21 protein-coding genes, 1 tRNA gene and 1 other RNA gene are annotated in these 20009 nt (G+C 71.9%); 11 read left to right on the plus strand and 12 right to left on the minus strand.

Annotated elements, in window-relative coordinates; genetic code table 11:
* Positions 1-16: 16 nt before the first annotated feature.
* On the plus strand, positions 17-724 hold the full coding sequence (gene deoD / locus ACQEVZ_RS29160; RefSeq protein WP_344501289.1) for a purine-nucleoside phosphorylase: 708 nt from the start codon (positions 17-19) through the stop codon (positions 722-724).
* On the opposite strand, the gene ACQEVZ_RS29165 is transcribed toward deoD, so the two are convergent.
* From ACQEVZ_RS29165 to ACQEVZ_RS29180, 4 genes are read right to left on the minus strand one after another with little or no spacing between them, the layout of a single operon-like run.
* Positions 717-1847, minus strand: coding sequence for an ABC transporter permease (locus ACQEVZ_RS29165; protein WP_433372281.1), 1131 nt, complete (start codon positions 1845-1847; stop codon positions 717-719). The two genes, deoD and ACQEVZ_RS29165, sit on opposite strands and share 8 nt — an antisense overlap.
* An 11-nt stretch (positions 1848-1858) precedes the next feature.
* On the minus strand, positions 1859-2509 hold the full coding sequence (locus ACQEVZ_RS29170) for an ABC transporter ATP-binding protein (protein WP_354889763.1): 651 nt from the start codon (positions 2507-2509) through the stop codon (positions 1859-1861).
* The gene (locus ACQEVZ_RS29175) at positions 2506-3534 is read right to left on the minus strand and encodes a peptidoglycan-binding protein (protein WP_433372286.1); all 1029 of its coding nucleotides are present in this window, start codon (positions 3532-3534) and stop codon (positions 2506-2508) included. Before ACQEVZ_RS29175 ends, ACQEVZ_RS29170 begins: the two co-directional genes overlap by 4 nt.
* Entirely contained in the window at positions 3531-3995 is a 465-nt protein-coding gene (locus ACQEVZ_RS29180; protein WP_433372289.1) for a hypothetical protein, read from the minus strand. The genes ACQEVZ_RS29175 and ACQEVZ_RS29180 overlap by 4 nt, the downstream gene beginning before the upstream one ends.
* An 88-nt stretch (positions 3996-4083) precedes the next feature.
* On the opposite strand from ACQEVZ_RS29180, the gene ACQEVZ_RS29185 reads away from it, so the two are divergent.
* From ACQEVZ_RS29185 to ACQEVZ_RS29205, 5 genes are read left to right on the plus strand one after another with little or no spacing between them, the layout of a single operon-like run.
* Positions 4084-4740, plus strand: coding sequence for a response regulator transcription factor (locus tag ACQEVZ_RS29185; protein ID WP_344501294.1), 657 nt, complete (start codon positions 4084-4086; stop codon positions 4738-4740).
* Entirely contained in the window at positions 4737-5867 is a 1131-nt protein-coding gene (locus ACQEVZ_RS29190) for a sensor histidine kinase (protein ID WP_433372293.1), read from the plus strand. The genes ACQEVZ_RS29185 and ACQEVZ_RS29190 overlap by 4 nt, the downstream gene beginning before the upstream one ends.
* 17 nt (positions 5868-5884) lie before the next feature.
* A complete protein-coding gene (locus ACQEVZ_RS29195) occupies positions 5885-6520 on the plus strand; it encodes a TetR family transcriptional regulator C-terminal domain-containing protein (RefSeq protein WP_344501296.1) in 636 nt (211 codons plus the stop codon).
* Positions 6517-6951: an acyl-CoA thioesterase gene (locus tag ACQEVZ_RS29200; RefSeq protein WP_433372297.1), complete on the plus strand. Its 435-nt coding sequence runs from the start codon at positions 6517-6519 to the stop codon at positions 6949-6951. The genes ACQEVZ_RS29195 and ACQEVZ_RS29200 overlap by 4 nt, the downstream gene beginning before the upstream one ends.
* Before the next feature lie 54 nt (positions 6952-7005).
* A complete protein-coding gene (locus tag ACQEVZ_RS29205) occupies positions 7006-8664 on the plus strand; it encodes a methyl-accepting chemotaxis protein (RefSeq protein ID WP_433372300.1) in 1659 nt (552 codons plus the stop codon).
* Positions 8665-8807: 143 nt separating this feature from the next.
* On the opposite strand, the gene ACQEVZ_RS29210 is transcribed toward ACQEVZ_RS29205, so the two are convergent.
* The 5 genes from ACQEVZ_RS29210 to ACQEVZ_RS29230 form a co-directional block, all read right to left on the minus strand.
* Positions 8808-9233, minus strand: coding sequence for a nucleoside deaminase (locus ACQEVZ_RS29210; RefSeq protein ID WP_344501299.1), 426 nt, complete (start codon positions 9231-9233; stop codon positions 8808-8810).
* Between the two features lie 28 nt (positions 9234-9261).
* A complete protein-coding gene (locus tag ACQEVZ_RS29215; protein WP_433372305.1) occupies positions 9262-9780 on the minus strand; it encodes a tRNA adenosine deaminase-associated protein in 519 nt (172 codons plus the stop codon).
* 68 nt (positions 9781-9848) lie between these two features.
* Positions 9849-10016, minus strand: a complete 168-nt coding sequence (locus ACQEVZ_RS29220; RefSeq protein ID WP_344501301.1) for a hypothetical protein — start codon at positions 10014-10016, stop codon at positions 9849-9851.
* A gap of 107 nt (positions 10017-10123) precedes the next feature.
* Positions 10124-10789 (minus strand): hypothetical protein, encoded by a 666-nt coding sequence (locus tag ACQEVZ_RS29225; RefSeq protein ID WP_433372308.1) that lies wholly within the window; start codon positions 10787-10789, stop codon positions 10124-10126.
* 76 nt (positions 10790-10865) lie between these two features.
* The gene (locus tag ACQEVZ_RS29230; RefSeq protein ID WP_433372311.1) at positions 10866-12023 is read right to left on the minus strand and encodes a hypothetical protein; all 1158 of its coding nucleotides are present in this window, start codon (positions 12021-12023) and stop codon (positions 10866-10868) included.
* Positions 12024-12137: 114 nt separating this feature from the next.
* Between ACQEVZ_RS29230 and ACQEVZ_RS29235 the strand changes: the two genes are divergently transcribed.
* From ACQEVZ_RS29235 to ACQEVZ_RS29245, 3 genes are all read left to right on the plus strand, one after another.
* On the plus strand, positions 12138-13145 hold the full coding sequence (locus ACQEVZ_RS29235; RefSeq protein ID WP_360571826.1) for a prephenate dehydrogenase: 1008 nt from the start codon (positions 12138-12140) through the stop codon (positions 13143-13145).
* A gap of 340 nt (positions 13146-13485) precedes the next feature.
* Positions 13486-13929 (plus strand): DUF6232 family protein, encoded by a 444-nt coding sequence (locus tag ACQEVZ_RS29240; RefSeq protein WP_433377055.1) that lies wholly within the window; start codon positions 13486-13488, stop codon positions 13927-13929.
* Between the two features lie 187 nt (positions 13930-14116).
* Positions 14117-14311 (plus strand): DUF397 domain-containing protein, encoded by a 195-nt coding sequence (locus ACQEVZ_RS29245; protein WP_344501306.1) that lies wholly within the window; start codon positions 14117-14119, stop codon positions 14309-14311.
* Positions 14312-14376: 65 nt separating this feature from the next.
* On the opposite strand, the gene ACQEVZ_RS29250 is transcribed toward ACQEVZ_RS29245, so the two are convergent.
* From ACQEVZ_RS29250 to ACQEVZ_RS29260, 3 genes are all read right to left on the minus strand, one after another.
* Positions 14377-14580, minus strand: a complete 204-nt coding sequence (locus tag ACQEVZ_RS29250; RefSeq protein ID WP_344501307.1) for a DUF397 domain-containing protein — start codon at positions 14578-14580, stop codon at positions 14377-14379.
* 51 nt (positions 14581-14631) lie between these two features.
* Positions 14632-15513: a helix-turn-helix domain-containing protein gene (locus ACQEVZ_RS29255; RefSeq protein ID WP_433372315.1), complete on the minus strand. Its 882-nt coding sequence runs from the start codon at positions 15511-15513 to the stop codon at positions 14632-14634.
* A 1051-nt stretch (positions 15514-16564) separates the two neighbouring features.
* Positions 16565-16649, minus strand: a tRNA-Ser gene (locus ACQEVZ_RS29260).
* Positions 16650-16704: 55 nt separating this feature from the next.
* On the opposite strand from ACQEVZ_RS29260, the gene ffs reads away from it, so the two are divergent.
* Together ffs and ACQEVZ_RS29270 are read left to right on the plus strand one after the other, a co-directional pair.
* Positions 16705-16798: signal recognition particle sRNA small type (gene ffs / locus ACQEVZ_RS29265), an RNA gene on the plus strand.
* A gap of 98 nt (positions 16799-16896) precedes the next feature.
* Positions 16897-19986 carry a DNA polymerase III subunit gamma and tau gene (locus ACQEVZ_RS29270; RefSeq protein ID WP_433372318.1) on the plus strand — a complete coding sequence of 1030 codons (3090 nt, stop codon included), beginning with the start codon at positions 16897-16899 and terminating at the stop codon, positions 19984-19986.
* Positions 19987-20009 lie beyond the last annotated feature (23 nt).

Raw genomic sequence — 20009 nt, forward strand, 5'->3', positions numbered from 1 at the left:
TGGCAGGATCGGGGGCATGAGCACGCACATTGGCGCTGAGCCGGGCGAGATCGCCGAACTTGTCCTGATGCCGGGGGACCCCCTGCGGGCCAAGTGGATCGCCGAGACGTTCCTGGAGGGGGCGTCGTGTTACTCGACGGTGCGGAACATGTTCGGGTACACGGGGACGTTCCGGGGGACGCGGGTCAGCGTTCAGGGGTCCGGGATGGGGATGCCGTCGGCCAGCATCTACGCACATGAGCTGATCAACGACTACGGGGTGAAGTCGCTGGTCAGAGTCGGGAGCTGTGGGGCGCTGGTCGAGTCGCTGCAGCTGCGGGACGTGGTGGCGGCGATCGGGTCGAGCACCGACTCGAACATGAACCGGGCCAGGTTCGACGGGCTGATCGACTACGCGCCGGTCGCGGACTTCGGGCTGCTGCGCGCGGCGGTCGACGTGGCCGAGGCCAAGGGCATCACCATGCGGGTCGGGCCGATCCTGGCCGCGGACGCGTTCTACACGGACCGGCCCGACCTGTACGACAAGCTCGCCGACTACGGTGTGCTCGCCGTCGAGATGGAGTCGGCGGCGCTGTACACGATCGCCGCGCGGTTCCAGGCGAAGGCGCTGACGCTGCTGACGGTCAGCGACCACATCAAGACGGGCGAGCGGACCTCCGCGCAGGAGCGGGAGCAGACGTTCAGCCAGATGGTCGAGATCGCCCTCGAGGCGATCGTCAAGTAGCCGACACCAGGGCGAGCGTGGGCGAGAGCCGGGCGGCCCGCACCGCGGGCGCCAGCCCGGCCAGCACGCCGACGACCAGCGTGGCGACCAGCGAAGAGCCCACCGCCCACAGCGGCACCACCGCAGGCCAGGACCGCAGCAGCGCGTAGACGACGGTCACGGCGGCGCCGAGCAGGGACAGCAGCAGCGACTCGGTGAGGAACTGCAGCCGGATCTGGACCCGCCGGGCGCCCAGGGCCCGGCGCAGGCCGATCTCGGCGCGGCGCTCCAGCACGGAGATGACCATCGTGTTGGCGACGCCGACCCCGCCGACCAGCAGTGCCACCGCGCCGAGGCCGAGCAGCAGGCCGGTGAACGCCCGGTCCACGGCGGAGCGGGCGGCCAGGGCGTCCGACGGGCGGGAGACCTGCACCTCGTTAGGGGCCGAAGGGTTCGCGGTGGCGGCGAGGACCGACGCCACCGCGGTCACGGCGTCCGGACGGGTGCGGGCGTAGATCGTCGTCGGGTAGCCGTCGAAGTCGAGCTCGGTGGCCGCCGACCAGCTGATGAGCGCCGCCGTGTCCAGCGCGGGCGCCAGCGGTACCGGCGAAAGAACCCCCACGACGGTGAACCACCGCTCTCCCAGCCATACGCGCAGCCCAGGGGACGAGACGCCGAGCAGGGACGCCGTCCGCGAGCCCAGCACCACCACGGGCGCGGCGCCGAAGCCGAGCCACGAGCCCGACGCCACCGCGCCGCCCACGGTGGGCAGCAGCGAAGGTGACGCCGCCAGGACGGCGATGCCGCCCGTCGACGAGGCGGGGACGCGGTCCGTGCGGTACACCCGCGCGCCCGCGACCCGCCCGGTCGAGGACACCGAGGTCACCGGCCCGATCCGGGACACCATCGCCGGCGCCGACGACGGCAGGTGCGACTCCTCGCCGAAGAACGACTTCCCGGGGCCGACGGTCAGGAGGTTGGTGCCCAGGGCGTCCAGCGACCGGTCCAGCGACGCCCGGCTCGACGTGGAGATCCCCACGACGGCCACCATCGCCGCGATCCCGATCGCGACACCCAGCGCCGACAGCACCACCCGCAGCGGCCGCGTCCGCAGCCCGGCCGTGCCCACGCGCACGACATCCAAGAAAGAGAGCCTCACAGGATCCTCCCGTCGCGCATCCGCACCCGGCGGGGCAGGGCGGCCGCGATGTCCAGGTCGTGCGTGATCACCACGACGGTCGTCCCGGCGGCGTGCAGCTCGCGCAACAGCGACAGCACGCCGGCACCGGCCGCGGTGTCGAGGTTGCCGGTCGGCTCGTCGGCCAGCAGCAGCGCCGGCGAGCCCACGACGGCCCGGGCGACCGCCACCCGCTGCCGCTCGCCCCCGGACAGCTCGTGCGGCCGATGCGTGGCCCGGTGCCCGAGCCCGACCCGGTCCAGCGCCGCCAGGGCGAGCCGCCGCCGATCGGCGAGCCGCACCCCCGCGTAGAGCAGCCCGTCGGCGACGTCGTCGACCGCGCGCACGCCGGCCGCCAGATGGAACTGCTGGAAGACGAAGCCGATCGTCGTCGCCCGCAGCCGGGACAGCCGGTCGTCGGGGAGTGTCCCGACGTCGAGGCCGTCGATCGAGACCGAGCCGCTGGTGGGCCGGTCCAGCGTGCCGATGAGGTTGAGCATCGTCGACTTCCCGGAGCCGGAGGGGCCCACGATCGCGAGCATCTCGCCGGCCTCGACCGACAGCGACACGCCGTCCAGTGCCGTGATGCCGCCGGTGTACGACTTCCGCACGTCCTCCAGGCGGATCATCCGGCGGTCCCGACGGTGAGCCCCTCGCGGACGTCGGGGCCCGAGACCTCGACCCGGCCTGCGGCGAACAGCCCGGTGGTGACGGCGACCGTGCGCATCGCGGGGCCGTCGACGAGCTGCAGCCCGTAGCCGCCCTCGGCGAGCGCGACCAGCGCCCCGACCGGCACGATGAGCACGCCGTCGCGCCGCTGCGAGACCAGCGTGACGTCGACGGGCGCCGACGAGTAGGCGCCGAGGGCGTCCTGGGACGGCAGCGTCACGGTGACGTCGACGGTCACGATCGACGGCGGCCCGGGCTGCACGGTGGCGACGGCGCCGATCGCGGTGATGGTCCCCGGCACGGTGACGCCGTCGGGCAGCTTCACGGTGGCCTGGTCGCCGACCGAGGCGAGACGCTGCTTGGTGACGTCGAGCCTGACCGTGACCTGCCGGGTCCGCCCGGTCCACTCCAGCAGCGGGCCGGTGGCGTTGTCGCCGAGGTGGGCCTTGACGGCGCCGACCCGGACCGGCCCGGGCGCCATGACGACCCGGCCCAGCTCGACGACGCCGGTCTCCGGCAGGCGAAGCCGCTCCTGCCAGTCCCGCACCGCCGACGCCGTCGAGGACGTGAAGGAGTCGTCGGCCGTGAACCCCTTGAAGCCGAGCGCCGAGAGGTTGCGCTCGAACGCCGCGACGTCCGCGCCCGAGTCGCCCGCGCGGAGCGACCGGTGCAGCGGCGCCGCGTCGTACATGAGCAGCACCGGCAGGCCGTCGACGTGCAGCAGCGGCTGGCCGCGCTCGACGGTGGCCCCCTCGGCGGGCAGGCCGGTGACCATGCCGGGCAGCCGGCCGGTCACGGTGGTCGCGGGGCCGAAGTCGAGGGTCCCGTCGACGTCCTCGGTCTCGGTGAGCGTCCCGCGGGTGATCTTCGTCGTGGCCGCCGGGGGACGGTCCGCGGCCGGCGCCGGGTCGCGGTCGAGCAGCACCCACCCGCCGGCACCGGCGAGCGCGAGGACGGGCAGGGCGATCAGCAGGGTGCGCCTCACCGGCCCACGACCCCCTTGCACGCGTTCGCCGCCTCCTGGAAGCCGGGCTTGCCGACGAGCTTGACCATGTCGCCGACGCCCGTCGCGGGGTCAGGGTCGGGCATGTCGATGCCGTGCTCGCGCATGCACCTGGCGAACTGGCGGGCCTGCTCGAGCTGCTCGGGGGTGAGGTTGCTCAGGGTGCCGCCGTTGGGCAGCAGCCGCTGGCAGGCCGGCATCGCCTCGGCGACCTTGTCGCGGTTGACGCCGGGGCCGAACTCCAGCTTGCCGTCGGGGCCCGGGTCGGGCACCTCGACGCCGTGCTCCCGCATGCACTGCGCGAACTGCCGGTTGGCCTCGGCCTGGCTGATGGACGGCGACGCGGACGCGGCGGCGCCGCCGCCCGCCGTGGCCACGGACGGGCCGGTGGTGGACGAGCAGGCGGCCAGCAGCAGCGCCGTCGTCAGCAGGATTCGTCTCATGCGGGCAGCAGACGCCTCCGGCGATAAACGGGCCGTGAGCATGCGGGCTTATCCCGGGCTTACGCGGCGGGCGGGCACCATGGATCGCGTGCGGGTACTGGTGGTCGAGGACGAGCAGCTGCTGGCCGACGCGGTCGCCGAGGGGCTGCGCCGGGAGTCGTTCGCGGTCGACGTCGCCTACGACGGCGACGGCGCGCTGGAGCGGCTCGGGGTCAACGAGTACGACGTGCTGGTCCTCGACCGGGACCTGCCGTCGGTCGGCGGCGACGACGTCTGCCGGTGGGTGAGCGCCGAGCTGCCGGAGACCCGGATCCTGATGCTGACGGCCGCCTCCGCGGTCCTCGACCGGGTCGAGGGGCTGTCCCTCGGCGCCGACGACTACCTCGGCAAGCCGTTCGCGTTCGCCGAGCTGGTCGCGCGGGTCCGGGCGCTCGGCCGGCGGGCCAGGGCGGCGACCCCGCCGGTGCTGGAGCGCGGCGACCTGCGCCTGGACCCCAACCGGCGGGAGGTGTTCCGCGCCGGGCGTTACGTGGCGCTGACCCGCAAGGAGTTCGCGGTCCTGGAGGAGCTGCTGCGGGCCGGCGGCGCCGTGCTCAGCGCCGAGCAGCTCCTCGAACGCGCCTGGGACGAGCACATCGACCCGTTCACCAACGTGCTGCGGGTGACGGTGATGACGCTGCGCCGCAAGCTCGGCGACCCACCGGTGATCGAGACCGTGGCCGGCGTCGGGTACCAGATCCGATGAACAGACTGGGGATCCGGACGCGGTTGACCGTCCTGTACGGCGTGCTCTTCCTCCTCGGCGGGACGATCCTGCTCGGCGTCACCTACTTCCTGGTGCGGGAGAACATCCACCAGCGCGGCGCCGGCACGACCGCGGACCTGCCGGCCGAGATCAAGATCGGCAACGTGGCGGTCAACGAGTTCGTCCAGCAGCTGGCGGCGCGCCAGGCGCGGATCGAGCAGGACACCCTCGACGCGCTGGTCACCCAGGGCGCGATCGCGCTCGGCGCGGTGACGGTGATCGGCGTCGGGTTCGGCTGGCTGATGGCGGAGCGGGCGCTGCGGCCGGTCGGGCGGATCACCGAGACGGCACGCCGCGTCGCGGGCGGCAGCCTGCACGAGCGGATCGCGCTGCAGGGGCCGGCCGACGAGATCAAGGAGCTGGCGGACACGTTCGACTCGATGCTGGAGCGTCTCGACGGCGCGTTCGACGGGCAGCGCCGGTTCGTGGCCAGTGCCTCGCACGAGCTGCGCACGCCGCTGACCATCAACCGCACGCTGATCGAGGTCGCGCTGGGCCGGCCGTCGCCGCCGCCGGAGCTCGTGCACCTCGGGGAGACGCTGCTCGCGGTCAACGCGCGGCACGAGCGGCTGATCGACGGGCTGCTCACCCTGGTGGCCTCGGAGCAGGCGCTGACCGTGCACGAGACGGTGGACCTCGCGGAGATCGCGCGGCACGTCACGGCCGGTGTCGCCACCGACGTGTCGCCGGGCGCGGCGCCGACCGTCGGCGACCCCGTGCTGCTCGAGCGGGTGGTGCAGAACCTCGTCGACAACGCGCTCGCGTACAACGTGGAGGGCGGCGACGTGTGGGTGCGCACCCGCACGGCCGGCGCCTCGGCGGAGCTCGTCGTGGAGAACACCGGCCCGGTGATCCCGGCCTACGAGGTGCCGCGGCTGTTCGAGCCGTTCCGCCGGCTGCGCGGGCGCACCGGGTCGGCGCAGGGCACGGGGCTGGGCCTGTCGATCGTGCGCTCGGTCGCGGTCGCGCACGGCGGGCGGGTCGACGCGCGGCCCCGCGACGGCGGCGGGCTCATCGTCACGGTGACCCTGCCCACACACAAACTAACCGATCGGTCGGTCGTTTAGTTGGTACCGTCGGGGGCGTGCCCACCGTCGACGGCCGCCTGGCGCGCGGCGAACGAGCCCGCACCGCGACCCTCGACGTCGCGGTCGCGCTCGCGACCGAGTCCGGCCTCGACGGGCTGTCGTTCAGCCAGCTCGCGGAGCGGGCCGGGGTCAGCAAGTCGGGCCTGTTCGCGCACTGGTCGACGAAGGAGGAGCTGCAGCTCGCCGCCGTCGCCCACGCCTCGCAGCGCTTCACCGAGGTGGTCGTGCGGCCCGCGCTGCGGGCGCCGCGCGGCATCCGCCGGCTGTGGGCGCTGCAGGAGAGCCGGCTCGCCGACATGGCCAGCGGCGCCCTGCCCGGCGGCTGCTTCTTCACCAACGCGCAGTTCGAGTTCACGGTCCGGCCCGGCAGCGTCCGCGACGCGCTGAGCGCCGCCCTCGCCGACTGGCACACCCTGCTGGAGCGGCTGATCACCGAGGCGGTCGAGCTCGGCGAGCTGCCCGCCGACGTCCACCCTCCGCGGCTCGCGTTCGAGCTCAACGCGCTGGGCACCGCGGCGGTCTACGAGTCGCGGCTGCTGCGGGCGGAGGAGATCTACACGTATGCGCGGACGGCCGCCCTGGAGCGGCTGCGCGCCCTGGCCCTGGTCCCGTATCTGGAGGCGCTGACATGACCACCACCGTCCTGCCCGGCCACGTCGCCCCGTTCGTCGTGCACTTCGACGACCTCGACGCGATGGGCATCGTGCACAACGCCCGCTACGCGGTGTTCCTGGAACGGGCCCTGTCGCAGTGGTGGGCCGATCGCGGCCACTCCTACGCCGGCGGCCGGCCGACCACGCCGGACGTGATGCACGCCGTCGCGGAGTACTCGATCTCCTACAAGGCGCCCGTCCGCGGCACCGGCGAGATCGGCGTCCACTTCTGGATCGAGACGCTCGGCGAGACGAGCGCCGTCTACCGCTTCCGCATCCTGTCCGCCGACGGCCAGACCGTCCACGCGGAGGGCCGGCGCGTCAACGTGAAGCTCGACCCGCGCACGCTGCGCCCCGCGCCGTGGAGCGAGGACGCCCGCACCCACGCGAGCACTTTGCTCAGTTCCTGAAGGTCGTCGCCGATGCGTCCGGTATCGGTCGCCGGGACGGAAGGTGCCTTCACCATGCAGCGTCGGTCCGACATCCACGTGACCGTGCCGCGGGGGCGGCTCACCGGCCTGCTGGCGGACCTCGGCCTCAACGCGCGCAACGCCCTCGTCGTCGGCGTCGTCGCCCTGGCGGCGCTGGTCATCGGCACCGCGTCGCTGACCACGATGCTCGGCATGCGCAGCGACGTACGCACGATCAAGGCGCACCACGTGGACAGCCTCAGCACCTTCTCCGAGCTGCGCGGCGACATCGGGCTGCTCTACCGCACCGTGCTGGTCTACATCCTGACCAGGTCCGCACCGGCGCCGGACGCGCAGCGGCTCGCGGCGGCGCGGGAGGAGATCACCAAGGCCGACGCCCACACGGACCAGAACCTGGCCGAATACCGGAAGGCCGCCGAGGCCTCAACGGCCCGCCTCGCCGCCGCCGACGAGCTCGAGAAGACCATCCTCGCCTACCGGCAGCTGCGCAACGCCGCGTTCCTGGGCGAGGGCGCGGCCGCCTCCGGCTCGCCCGTGCCGGCAGCCCAGCAGCAACAGCAGGCGGAGCGGATCGAGTCGGCGTTGCTTGCGGCGGTACAGAAGGTGCAGGACCTCGAGCTGTCCGAGGCGGAGGCGCGGTCGGCGCAGGTCGAGGCCCGGTTCTCCGATGCCCGCACCACGATGATCGTGGCCTACACCGTGGGCATCCTGCTCGCGCTGATCCTGGCCGTCTGGGCCGCACGGCTGACGAGACGCCAGCTGTCGAGCGTGTCGGCGGCCCTCGGTGCCGTCGCCGCGGGTGACCTGACGACGTCCGCGGAGGTGCGCGGGCGGGACGAGCTGGGCCAGATGGCCGCCGCGGTCAACGCGGCCCGCACCGGGCTGCGCGACACCGTCTCCTCGCTGACCGCCGGCTCCCGGACGCTCGGCCAGAACACCTCCCGGCTGACGTCCGTCACCAAGCTCCTCGCCGGCAGCGCGTCGGAGGCGGCCCGGCAGGCGGGCCTGGTCGCGTCGTCCGCGGGCAGCGTCTCCACCAACACCCAGGCCGCCGCGGCCGGCGCCGACGAGATGGACGCCTCGATCCGCGAGATCGCCCGCAACGCCAACGAGGCCGTCACCGTCGCCGCCGAGGCGGTCAGCGTCGCGGCCACCACCACCAACACCGTGTCGCAGCTCGGCGCGTCGTCGGCGGAGATCGGCAACATCGTCGCGACGATCACCGCCATCGCGACGCAGACCAACCTGCTCGCCCTCAACGCGACGATCGAGGCGGCCCGCGCCGGCGCGGCCGGCAAGGGCTTCGCCGTGGTGGCCAGCGAGGTGAAGGACCTGGCGCAGGAGACCGCCCGCGCGACCGGCCAGATCTCCGAGCAGGTCAGCGCCATCCAGGTCGACACCGCCGAGGCCGTCGAGGCGATCAGCCGCATCAGCGAGATCATCGCGCGGATCAACGAGTATCAGCTGACGATCGCCGCGGCCGTCGAGCAGCAGAGCGCCACCACGAAGGAGATGAGCCGCAGCGTCGCCGACACCGCCGACTCCTCGACCGACATCGCCACCAACATCACCGGCGTGGCCGACGCGACCCAGCAGACCACGACCAACCTCGCCGAGGCCGACGCGGCCGTCGCCGACCTGACCCGCCTCAGCGACGAGCTCCAGCAGCTGGCCGGCCGCTTCCGAACCTGACGCGGCGGCGCGCAGCGCTGCCGCAGGGGCGCCGGTGCCGCCGGTGCGTCGCCCGTGCATCGACGCCGCCTGTGCGTCAGGGCCGCCGGCGCATCGTGGGGCCCGGGTGTCACGACCGCCGGTGCGTCGGCGTTGCCTTGGCGTCAGCGCTGCTGGTGGAAGAACGTCCGGAGCAAGGTCGCGGACTCTGCCGCCAGTACACCTGCCAACACCTCAGGACGGTGGGTCTGCCGGCGGTCGCGCAGGACGTCCCACAGGGAGCCCACGGCGCCGGTCTTGGGCTCCCACGCGCCGAAGACCACGGTGCCGACCCTGGCGAGCACGAGGGCGCCGGCGCACATCGTGCACGGCTCGACGGTGACCACCAGGGTGCAGTCCTCCAGCCGCCAGGCGCCGAGGCGCACGGCGGCGCGGCGCAGCGCCAGGAGCTCGGCGTGCGCGGTCGGGTCGCCGGTGGCCTCCCGCTCGTTGTGGGCGGCGCCGAGCTCCGTGCCGTCGGGGCCGAGGACGACCGCCCCGATCGGCACGTCGGCGCCGGCCGACGCGGCGACCGCCAGGGCCCGCCGCATCGCCGGCTCCCAGCGCTGGTGCAACGCCTCAGGCCTCGCGCAGCTCTTCGATCTCGTCGCCGGCACCGATCGCCTGGCAGATCTCCGCGGTCAGGTCGGCCGGGAGCATGCCCTCCTGGGCGCACAGCTCCAGCAGCCGCCCGCCGGGCAGCCCTAGGTCGGCGAGGAGCTCCGGATCGCCGACCGGCTCGATGTCGGGCTCGGCCGACGGCCGCTCCTCGTCATCCTCCTCGTCGGTGTCGACCTCCTCGTCGACGATCTCCGGCAGCTGCTCCTCGATGTCGCCGAGGAGGATGGCGCCGAGGCGCGACTCGGTGGCGAAGATGGAGTCGGAGCCGAAGATCCGCAGATCCTCGCCGTCGTCGAGGCGCAGGATCACCAGATACGCGTCGTCGGACTCGACGAACAGCAGTGACACCGTCGCGTCCGGGTCGGTGTCGCGTAGGCGTTCGGTGACCTCCTCGACGTCGGCGACGCCACTGAGGTCGAGCTCGGCCGCGGCCCAGCTCTTGGAGCCGCGTGTGACAGCGGCAGCGAAGTGCGACACGGTCCCCCCGGTCGGTGTTCGTCGTTACCCGAGAACACTATTCGAGCAGATCGGCGGTTGGCGCAGGGCTAGTCGGCGAGTCGTCGGCGAGTCGCGATGAGCTCGCGGATCCGGTCGGCGCGGAGACGGCGTGGGTGGAGCCGCTCGCGAAGCGCTTTCGCGTCCGCGAGCTCGACCAGCAGCGCGAGCCGCCGACGACGCCGCTCAGGATCGAGCCGCTGCAGCCTCAAAGCCATGTTGCTGAGAGTGATCCTCGCCGCAATCCACGTCAAGCCCACGCGGGAAAGTCCTTGTGCCAGCTACCGAACGTGTTCGGCCGACGCTTTTCAGCGGTGCTCGCGCCTCACCACAGGACCCAGTCGCCGCCGGCGAGCCGGTATGCCACGACGATGCAGGCGATCGCCACGGCGATGCCGCTGGAGACCGCCACACCCACGGCGACGCCCCGGTCGCCGAACCTCGCAAGGATGAACGACGCCACCCAGGCGAGCACCCCGGCGATGATCGTCAGCCAGATGTACCCGCGGGCGCCCGTGGCGAGCAGGCCGAACAGCAGCATCCAGGCGGCCCCGGCGGCGGCGCCGGCGGTGACCATCGGGCTGCGGACCGGCAGCGGCTCACGGTACGTGGGCCGAATCGGTCCCTGGGAGACCACGAACGGCGGCGGCCGCAGCACGCCCTGCCAGGCGCCATAGGACGCGGCGGGGGTGAGCGGGCGGGTGGCGCTCAGGCGTGGTGGGGGCCCGATGACGGGCGGCCCGCTGGCGCCCGGCCACGGCCGGCCTGCCGTGAGGCTCGGCGCCCCGTGCGGGGGCGGCGGGACGGGATGGGAGCTGCTGGGCAACCCCGGCATGACCGGCTTTGGGCCGCCGGGCAACCCCGGCGCGACCGGTTGAGGGCTGCCGGGCAGCCCCGGCGCGACCGGCTGGGGGTCGTCGGGCAACGCCGGTGCCGGGCTCGCGGGGCGCGACGCGTCCGGCGAACTCCACGGCGACTCGTTCACTGCCACGAAAAAGAGCTTAGCCCGGCCGTCCCAGAGGGACGACCGGGCTGCGCAGCGACCTACCGATGTCTGGTCCGAATTCCTAGCCGAACAGGGCGATCCGCTTCTGCGTCACGCCGCCGATGGTGGTGAACTCGCCGCCGGCGACGACCTGGCCGAGCGCCTGGTCGGCGGCCATGGCCCGCACCCCGGCGACGCCGTTGCCCTGCGGCGCCCAGTCGAGCAGCTTGCCGCGGTCGTCGATCGCGGCGAGTTTCACCCGCGACACCGACCCGTCGGTGCACGCGCCCTGCGAGCCGTTGCTGTTCGTGGTGCATGCCTTGTCGTAGTGCCCGCCGACGTACGCGACGCCGTCGAGCACCGTGACCGCCTGGACGTCGCCGTCGAAGACCCGGGTCCACCGGGCCTTGCCGGCGGTGGTGTAGGCGACCGCACGTCCGCCCTGCCCACCGATGCCCGCGTAGACGCCGTCCGGGCCGACCGCCACCGCCAGCACGATGGCCGACGGCCGCGGCATGAAGGTCTTGTCCAGCTTGCCGTCCACCGAGTCGACCGCGGTGAGCCGCAAGGCGTTGCTGACCCCGTTGGTCTTGTGGAAGGAGCCGCCGAGGTACACCCGGCTGCTCGTCACGGCGAGCGCCTCCACCTTGTCGTCGGTGGTCGGCGCCCAGTCCGCGTCGAGCACGCCCGTCGCGAGGCTGAACGCGGCGAGGTTGGTCCGCTTCGCCGTGTCGATCGTGCTGAACTTGCCGCCGACGTACAGGCGGCCGCTGCCCACCCCGAGGGTGACCGGCGAGCCGGACACCTCGTGGCTGAATGTGGTCACCGCGCCGGTGGTCGCGTCGAGCCCGGCGAGCGAGTCCCGCTTGACCCCCGCGACCTTCGAAAAGTCACCGGCCGCATACACAGAGTCACCGTCGACCGCGAGTGCCCGGACCGTGTTGTCGGCGACGGGGGCCCAGTCCAGCAGCGCGCCGGTGCGGGTGTTGATCGCCGCGAGCCGGCTCCGCGCGATGCTCTTGCCATTGACGATCGCCTTGCTGAACGATCCACCGACGTAGACGGTCCCGCCGTCGGAGGAGTAGGCCACGGCCCAGACGGTGCCGTCGAACGACGGCGACAGCAGTGGTGTCTTCTCGACCACCGCGGCGTGCGCCTGGCCGCCGCCGGAGAGCCCGTAGACCGCCGTGGCGGCGGCCGCCACGAGGGCGGTCCTCACGAATTGCCGGAAAAGTCGCATGTGAGCACGCTAACGGGTTGTAACCGCCCAAATAGGAATGAATCGGCTCCTTAAGGCTGTTCGGTGGTCGTCCCGAGCCGAACGGGTGATCGGCAGGTGTGCGAGAGTTCCGCAGTGCGTGATGCGACGTTGAACGTGGCGGTGATCGGGCTCGGACTGATCGGCGGATCGGTCCTGCGTGCCCTCGCGGCGCGTGGGCACCATGCCACCGGATACGACGCCGACCCCGCCACCAGGGCGACCGCCCGCACCGCCGCGGCTCAGGCGCCCGCCGACGCCCGCTGGCACGTCACCGCCACGGTTGCCGACGCCGTCCGCGACGCCGATCTCGCGGTCGTCGCCGTGCCGCTCCCGGCCGTCGGGAGTGTCTTCGACGAGCTGGCGTCGCTGGCGTACGTCGGCGTCGTCACCGACGTCACCTCCGTCAAAGGCCCCGTCCGCGACCTCGCCCTCGACCGGCTCCGCACCGGCGGGCAGGCCCTCGCCACGTTCATCGGCGGGCACCCCATGGCCGGCCGCGAGACCTCCGGCTTCACCGCCGCGGACCCGCGCCTCTTCGACGGCTGCGCCTGGGTGCTGTGCCTTGAGGAGGACGGCGCCGGCCTGCGGGACTGGATCGAGCTCGCCGCGCTCGTCACCGGGCTCGGTGCCCGGGTCGTCCCGGCCACCGCCGAGGAGCACGACCGCGCGGTCGCGACGATCTCCCACGTACCGCACCTGGTCGCCGCCGCCGTCGCCGCCCGGATCGCCGCCGACCCCCTGGCGGGCACGCTCGGCGCCGGTTCGTTCCGCGACGGCACCCGGGTCGCCGCCGCCCGCCCCGAGCTGACCGCGGCCATGTGCGGCGGCAACGCGGAGGCGGTTCTGGACGCCCTCGACGCGGTGCTCGCCGACCTGGCCGCCGCGCGGGCCGCCCTCGACGGCGCGGACCCGATCACGACCCTGGTGCCGTGGCTGACGCCCGGCCACGCGGCCCGGCAGGCGTGGCCGCCCACGCCGGGCGAGACCGCCGACCTCCCGGCCCGGGCCGACGTCCTGCTGCGGCTGGGACGGGTCGGCGGCTGGGTCTCCGCCGTCGCCGACGACGGCAAGACGGTGCGTGCCGTCCGTCCAGCTATGTGATTGTGCTCTCATTCGCCGTCGTTCTCTGGTACGCCTAGCTGTAACCGTCCGTACACAGCTGGTTGCGTGACAGCCACCCGTGGTACGTCAATCTGCGATATAGCTGGTTGAAGTCTGGCGATCTGTGAGGCACCTCATCCATACTGGTAGGGCGGATGGACGGCCAGAGTCTCCGGTGGGGGCCGGAATTGTGATCGACAGCCGACTCTGACTACGCGGGGTGATTCACATGCGGATGGGGACCCGCCGGATACCTCGCAGCACGGACGACCGCGATTGACTTGCCCGACAGGGAGGGGGAGCAATGTCAACGACGGTGTATTACCGAAGTACCGACCTGATGATCACTGAGGAGATCTTCGCCCTCTGGTCGCCGGATCCGCAGGTGTACGTGCTGGACGAGGTGCAGGGGGTGCACGTCGTCCGCGGTTCGATTCACCCGGCCCGGATCGTTCTCATGGTGCTCGGAGGTCTTGCCGTCCTCGCGGTGCTCGTCGCCTGGCCGCTGATCGATTCGGCCGGCGAGTTTCTGTTCGCGTTCGCCGCGATCGTCGCGCCGCCGATGGTCGGCTCGACGTCGCGGGCGCTCACCCCCCGGACGCTGCACCTGGTGGGTCACCACCTGGGCGTGCCGGTCACGTTGTTCAGCTCCTCCGACATGCTCGTGTTCGGTCAGGTCAAGCGAGCCTTGATGCGCGCGTTCGAGGCCCGTTCCCGCAGCATGGACCGGCGCGATCTGGCCGGCTATGACGAGGCCTTCCGGAGACTCAACCAGACCCTCTAGTGGCCTGGGCGATCGTGCCGCCTGCGATTTGCAAAACGCAGGCGGCACGATCGTTGCCTTTTGGCCCCGGTTTGCACATGAATGAGGCATTCACACATGCCAAACTCATGCAAATCGATGAAATCTCGGTGGCGCCGCTCGTGACCGTCCGTATCCTGGAGGGCAGGTCCAAAGGGAGGAGGACCCTGTGGCCGACGGTGTGAACGGGCTGACCTGGCGGAAGAGCCGGTCCTGCGCAAGTGCCGCCTGCGTCGAGGTGGCGCGGGCCGAGGACCGCTTTCTGGTCCGCGATTCGAAGAATCCTGAAGGCCCTCGCCTGGGATTCGGCGCCGACGATTGGGCATCGTTCATCGGGGCGGTGCGTGAGGGGCGAATCGAATGAGCCGGTGAGGTTGGGCGCTGCGGCGTCTTGAACGTTCGTCGCACTCAACCTCACCATTCGTTATGTCAAACGGACGTCGTGAGCGCGCCGGTCTTGATGCCGGTGATGAAAGCGCCCCACTCCGCCCGGTCAAAGGTCAGCACCGAGCCTGCGGCATTCTTCGAATCGCGGACGAAGAATGAGCTCGAGTGTTCTGCGACCTCGACGCATGCCGAGCTGGCACACGCCTGGCTTCTGCGCCACACAAGTGGCGCCACAGTAGGCTGCACTATACTTCTTTCCTCTCGGAAAAGGAGTCGACACCTCAGGCTTGAGGTGCCCTATCCCGCAGGTTCGCGTCCTGGGGAGTTATGAATGGCGAGGAGTTCGTGGGCGCGACTCTCGATCATTTCCTTGCTGTGGGTCTCGTCATACGACGCGTGCCAGATCTTGTCCCATTGGACAAGATGCCGCTGCAGACTGACGGCGTCGTCGATGATTTCGTCCCGGGTGGCGTTCTCGCGGTAGAGAACCGCATGGTCGAGATCCTCGGAGCCGAGATAGAAAAGATCCCAGTTTCCGATGGCGATGTTGAAGACGGTGAATGGTGCGACGCGAATCGTCAGCCAGCCCTCGTTGATGACGTCGAGCACGGCGGACAACTGGCGGCCCAGCACTTCCGGAAGGCCGAGGGTCCGGCGAAGCACTGACTCGTCGAGCAGCAGATGGACGTTGGGTCGGCCTCTTCGCTGCTCAAGGACCTGTCGACGCTGGGTCCGCGTCTCGATGCGCGCCGCGATCTCGTCTTGTGTGAGGTCGTCGACGAAGAACTCAAGTAGAACACGCGCGAATTCCGGGGTCTGCAGGAACCCCGGAAAATACGCGGAGTAGAAGAGCCGCATGGAGCTGGCTTCGGCCTCGTAGCTGAACCACTGCTTCATCGCCGGCGTCAGCATTCCAGCGTAGCGCTTGTGGTCCCACCACTGCTGCCGCTGCTTTGATGCCTTGGCGGCCTGCACGAGCTCGTCGACGCGTGCTCTGTCGCGAATTCCGAGGTGGCTCAGCAGAGGGCGCAGGTCATTCTGCGAAATGGTGACCTCGCCGCTTTCGATGCGCATCACCTTGGACAGCGACCATTCCATGGCCTCGGCTACCTGCGACTGGGTGAGCCCCTTCGCCGTCCGCGCGTCCTTGATAGCCAAGCGGACGGCGCGGCGGGCCACGGCGGGAGTGTCACCCGGTGCCATGTCCAGCCCCTCCAAGGGACGTATGCCTACCAGCGACATTGCAGGTAGGGAGCCACTTCGTGACGCTACGCGCAGACGGTTGGGCGGATGTGGTGAATGCCAAAATACAGGCTATACCGCGCACCGACCTCTGGGGAGGTCGCCTGCGGGTGGCTCGCACCGTCCGCCGCCCCGGGGATGGTAACGACAGGCCATCCACCAGGTAGCGATATTGCAAGTTGCACTTCTGCATCATCTTGATGAACCCAAGATGCCGCGCGCGAGTCCGTCGGCTCGCGCGCGGTCATTTGGGGCCTAACTACGTGCTGCTTTGCTCTGCTCCAGGGCGCGGATGAGTGCGCGACGGATCTGTCCAAAGGTCCGCGAGTCGGTGGTGATGAAGAGCCGGACGTCGTTTGCCCCGTAACCCGCGCGAATCTCCAGCTGCGGGCGAAGTGAGGGTGATCCGTGCCGGACGATGTAGGCGTCTCTGAGGTCCCTGATCCGGAAGCGGACAGGGCGTGGGCGGAGGACAGAAAAATGGTCGCTTGTGACCAGGATGTCCGGACTCCGGTAGAAGGTGCGCATCTCCCTTTCCCTCTCGGTCTTGCGGAGGGGTGCAGGATGCGCAAGGATTGCTGTAGGTATCACCGCTGACCCTCCGCGTAGTCGTAGAGGTGGAAGCGATCACAAACAGCACCCGGTGGCCGCCGGGTGCTGTTGTGTTTTCTCGCCCCCTAGCCGGCTGGCCATGCACTCATGGTCGCATGTGGTGTCACAGGGCGCCAGGTCCCAACCAGCCATATAGCAGATTGAGCGTGAAGACTGCCTGTCGCGCGGGGGTCGGCGCGGTGTCGGCTCTTCGGGTGGTCCGCCGTTCGGGTGGGTCCTGTTCCGTCCTCGACCGTCCTCGGATGGGCCTGGGCGCCTCTCGGTGGGCTCCCGGGGTGACTCCGGGGTGGGTCCTGAACGCCTCCGGTGTGGGCCCTGAACGACGAACGCCGGGCCGCCCTGGTGGGCGTCCCGGCGTTTTGCCTGGTCAGACCGGCGGAGGATACGAGATTCGAACTCGTGAGGGTTTTATCCCAACACGCTTTCCAAGCGTGCGCCCTAGGCCTCTAGGCGAATCCTCCGTGCGCCAGGATACCCATGCCTCACGGGCTCCGCGCTACGGGGTATTGTGTTCCTCAAGCCACTCGTGCGGCGTCATCTTACGAACCTCCCCAGGGCCGGAAGGCAGCAAGGATAAGTGAGCTCTGACGGGTGCACGGGTGGCGCCTTCATGTCCGGGCCCCGGTCGGTCGCGGCGCAGCTTTTTGTCGGTGCCTGGGGGTACCGTGGTGCCGGCCCGATTGAGCGAGGCGAACGGAGGGACCGCTGGTGGCGCTCGCGCTCTACCGCAAGTACCGGCCTCGCACGTTCGCCGAGGTGATCGGGCAGGAGCACGTCACCGAGCCGCTGTCGCAGGCGCTGCGTTCGGGGCGGCTCAACCATGCCTACCTGTTCTCCGGCCCTCGTGGCTGCGGCAAGACCAGCAGCGCCCGCATCCTCGCCCGCTCGCTCAACTGTGAGAAGGGCCCGACGCCCGACCCGTGCGGCGAGTGCGACTCGTGCCGCGCGCTCGCGCCCGACGGCGCCGGCTCGATCGACGTCATCGAGATCGACGCCGCCAGCCACGGTGGTGTCGACGACGCGCGCGACCTGCGGGAGCGGGCCTTCTTCGCGCCGGTCTCCAGCAGGTTCAAGGTCTATGTCATCGACGAGGCCCACATGGTCTCGTCCGCCGGCTTCAACGCGCTGCTCAAGCTCGTCGAGGAGCCGCCGGAGTATGTGAAGTTCGTCTTCGCGACCACCGAGCCCGAGAAGGTGCTGGGGACGATCAAGTCCCGCACCCACCACTACCCCTTCCGGCTGATTCCGCCGGGGGTGCTCCGGCCCTATCTGGAGCAGCTGACCACGTCCGAGGGCGTCAAGGTCGAGCCCGCCGTCTTCCCGCTGGTGGTCCGCGCCGGCGCGGGCAGCGCCCGTGACTCGCTCTCGGTCCTCGACCAGCTGATCTCCGGCGCCGGCGCCGACGGCGTCACCTACCAGCGGGCCGTCTCGCTGCTCGGCGTCACCGACGTCGCCCTCATCGACGAGATGTGCGACTCGCTGGCCGCCGACGACGGCCGTGGCGCCTATGGCGTCATCGACCGGGTCGTCGAGGCCGGCCACGACCCGCGGCGCTTCGCCTCCGACCTCCTCGAGCGGCTCCGCGACCTCATCGTCCTGCAGCAGGTGCCCGACGCCGTGGCCAAGGGTCTGCTCGACGCGCCGCACGACCAGCTGGAGCGGATGGGAGCCCAGGCGACCCAGCTGGGGCAGGCGACGCTGTCGCGGTTCGCCGACATCGTCCACGACGGGCTGACCGAGATGCGCGGCACCACCGCCCCGCGGCTGCTGCTGGAGCTGATCACCGCCCGCATGCTGCTGCCCGGCGCCGACGACTCCAGCAGCGCGCTGCTGCAGCGGCTGGAGCGCATGGAGCGCCGCCTGCTCGCCGGCGGCGCCCCGGTGCCCGGTCCAACGGCGGCGCCTGCATACGCGCCCGCGCCCGCTCCCGTGCCCGCCCCAGGGCCTGGCCCTGCCTCCGCGGCCGGTTACGCACCCGCGGCGGGTGCTCCCGCTGGGTCAGGTACTGCTTCCGCGGCCGGTCACGCTCCCGCTCAGGCGGAGGGTCACGCCTCCGCGGCCCATCACGGCTCCGCGCCGGCGACTGGTTCCGCTGCCGCGGCGGCCGGTCACGCGTCGGCGCCGGTTGCCCACGCTTCCGGGCAGGTCGCTGCCGGGGAGCCACAGCAGTCGGCGGGTGGTGGGGCTCCGGTCCCGTATGAGCCTGCGGCCCATCCGGCCGCACCCCCGGCACCTCCCGCCGCGCCTCCTGTGCAGCCGACCTCGCAGGGCGTCGGGGCGCTCGACGCGGGCGCGGTCCGGCGGGTGTGGACCGACGTGCTGTCCCTGGTGAGCGGGAAGTCGAAGAAGGCCGCCGCGATCGTCCGCGAGGCCACGGTGCAGGACGTCGAAGGCACCACGCTCGTGCTCGGGTTCAAGCACACCGCGCACGCCAACATGCTCAACGCCTCACCCGACGTCCTCATCGCCGCGCTGAGCGAGCTGCTCGGCGGCAGGTGGCAGGTCAGGTGCGAGGTCGGCGGCCAGCCCGGCGGCGGTGGCGGCGGCACCCGTCCCACCCCGCCCCGCCCGACGCCGTCCGGCCCCGGCGGCGCCCCTCCGGGTGGCCAAGCGCCCGGCGGCGCACCGGGACACGGCGGTCCGTCGGGCGGCGGTCCCGGCGGCGCGACAGTCCCGCAGCAGGCCGCGGAGGCCTGGCCGACGCCCGCCCGCCCCGCGGGCGACCCGGTCCCCGTCGACGCGCACGCGGGTGGCTCCTCCGGGCACTCCGCTCCGGGTGGCCCGTCAGGCGGCTTCACCCCTGCGAGTGGTCCGTCAGGGGCGTTCGCCCATGGAGGTGGTTCGTCAGGGGCGCTTGGCTCTCCGGGTGGTCCGTCCCAAGCAGACGACGGCTGGCCCACTCCGGCGGCCGTGCCCGGCACCGGCGGCTCTCACGGGACCCACGCCACGACGACTGTCCAGGCTTCCGACGCAGGTCATGGGGACGGGCACCCGGCCCAGGGTGGTTACGCGGGTCAGGCCGGCGGGGCGGCGCACGGTGGTGCGCCTGGTCCTCAGGGCGGTGGGCAGGCGGGTTGGCCGACGCCCGCGGTTCCTGGTGGGGCGGCGCAGCCGGACGGCTGGCCGGCGACGGCCGTGCCCGGTGGGGTGGTTCGCACACCGTCGGGTGGGGCGCTGGCAGATCCGCGCGGCCTGTCCGGAGGATCGGCGGGCGGCGACCAGATGCACGTCAGCGGCGGCGGCCAGGGCGGCGGTTGGCCCGCGATCGCCACGCCAGGTGGTGCGGCCCAGGGGGGTCAGGGGCAGGCGAGCGAGTGGCCCGCGACGGCCACGCCCGGGGGTTCCGCGGCGGCTGGATCGGCGCAGGTGGCGACCAGGCAGCCCGGCGCCGGGCAGGCGGCGGGTGCGTCGCCGAACGGTGGTGGCCCGTCCGGGGCAGGTAGCGGTCAAGGAGCCAACGGCGCGCGCACCCAAGGGGGCGCCCGCCAGCAGAACGGCGCACGACCGCGGAGCGCCATCGAGCAGGCGCGCGAGGCGGCGAGCAGGGCGGCGAACGCACCACGGCGGGCGGCCGCGGCGCCGGTGGCCGAGTCGGCGTGGGAGGGTGCGGGGGCGGACGAGCCGCCGTACGACCCGGAGTACGACAGGCCGGTCGCCGATCCGCGGTTTCCCGGGCTGGACCCGGGGGATGAGCTGCTCGACGATGCGAGCTCCGTCCGCGAGTCGAGCGAAGAAGCCGCGTTACGGCTGCTCAGCGAGGCGCTCGGGGCGGAGAAGATCGGCGAGACCACGAGCTGAGCCGGCGGGCGGGGCTTCGAGTG

The organism is Dactylosporangium sp. CA-152071 (genome assembly GCF_050936335.1).
In the GTDB taxonomy this organism is placed as follows: domain Bacteria; phylum Actinomycetota; class Actinomycetes; order Mycobacteriales; family Micromonosporaceae; genus Dactylosporangium; species Dactylosporangium maewongense.

Excerpts from the sequence above, each read along its gene's own strand:
- ACQEVZ_RS29230 (WP_433372311.1), bottom strand. The coding sequence starts at position 12,023 with ATGCGACTTTTCCGGCAATTCGTGAGGACCGCCCTCGTGGCGGCCGCC.
- deoD (WP_344501289.1), top strand. The coding sequence starts at position 17 with ATGAGCACGCACATTGGCGCTGAGCCGGGCGAGATCGCCGAACTTGTC.
- ACQEVZ_RS29190 (WP_433372293.1), top strand. The coding sequence starts at position 4,737 with ATGAACAGACTGGGGATCCGGACGCGGTTGACCGTCCTGTACGGCGTG.
- ACQEVZ_RS29180 (WP_433372289.1), bottom strand. The coding sequence starts at position 3,995 with ATGAGACGAATCCTGCTGACGACGGCGCTGCTGCTGGCCGCCTGCTCG.
- ACQEVZ_RS29205 (WP_433372300.1), top strand. The coding sequence starts at position 7,006 with ATGCAGCGTCGGTCCGACATCCACGTGACCGTGCCGCGGGGGCGGCTC.
- ACQEVZ_RS29210 (WP_344501299.1), bottom strand. The coding sequence starts at position 9,233 with ATGCGGCGGGCCCTGGCGGTCGCCGCGTCGGCCGGCGCCGACGTGCCG.
- ACQEVZ_RS29200 (WP_433372297.1), top strand. The coding sequence starts at position 6,517 with ATGACCACCACCGTCCTGCCCGGCCACGTCGCCCCGTTCGTCGTGCAC.
- ACQEVZ_RS29240 (WP_433377055.1), top strand. The coding sequence starts at position 13,486 with ATGATCACTGAGGAGATCTTCGCCCTCTGGTCGCCGGATCCGCAGGTG.
- ACQEVZ_RS29220 (WP_344501301.1), bottom strand. The coding sequence starts at position 10,016 with ATGGCTTTGAGGCTGCAGCGGCTCGATCCTGAGCGGCGTCGTCGGCGG.
- ACQEVZ_RS29170 (WP_354889763.1), bottom strand. The coding sequence starts at position 2,509 with ATGATCCGCCTGGAGGACGTGCGGAAGTCGTACACCGGCGGCATCACG.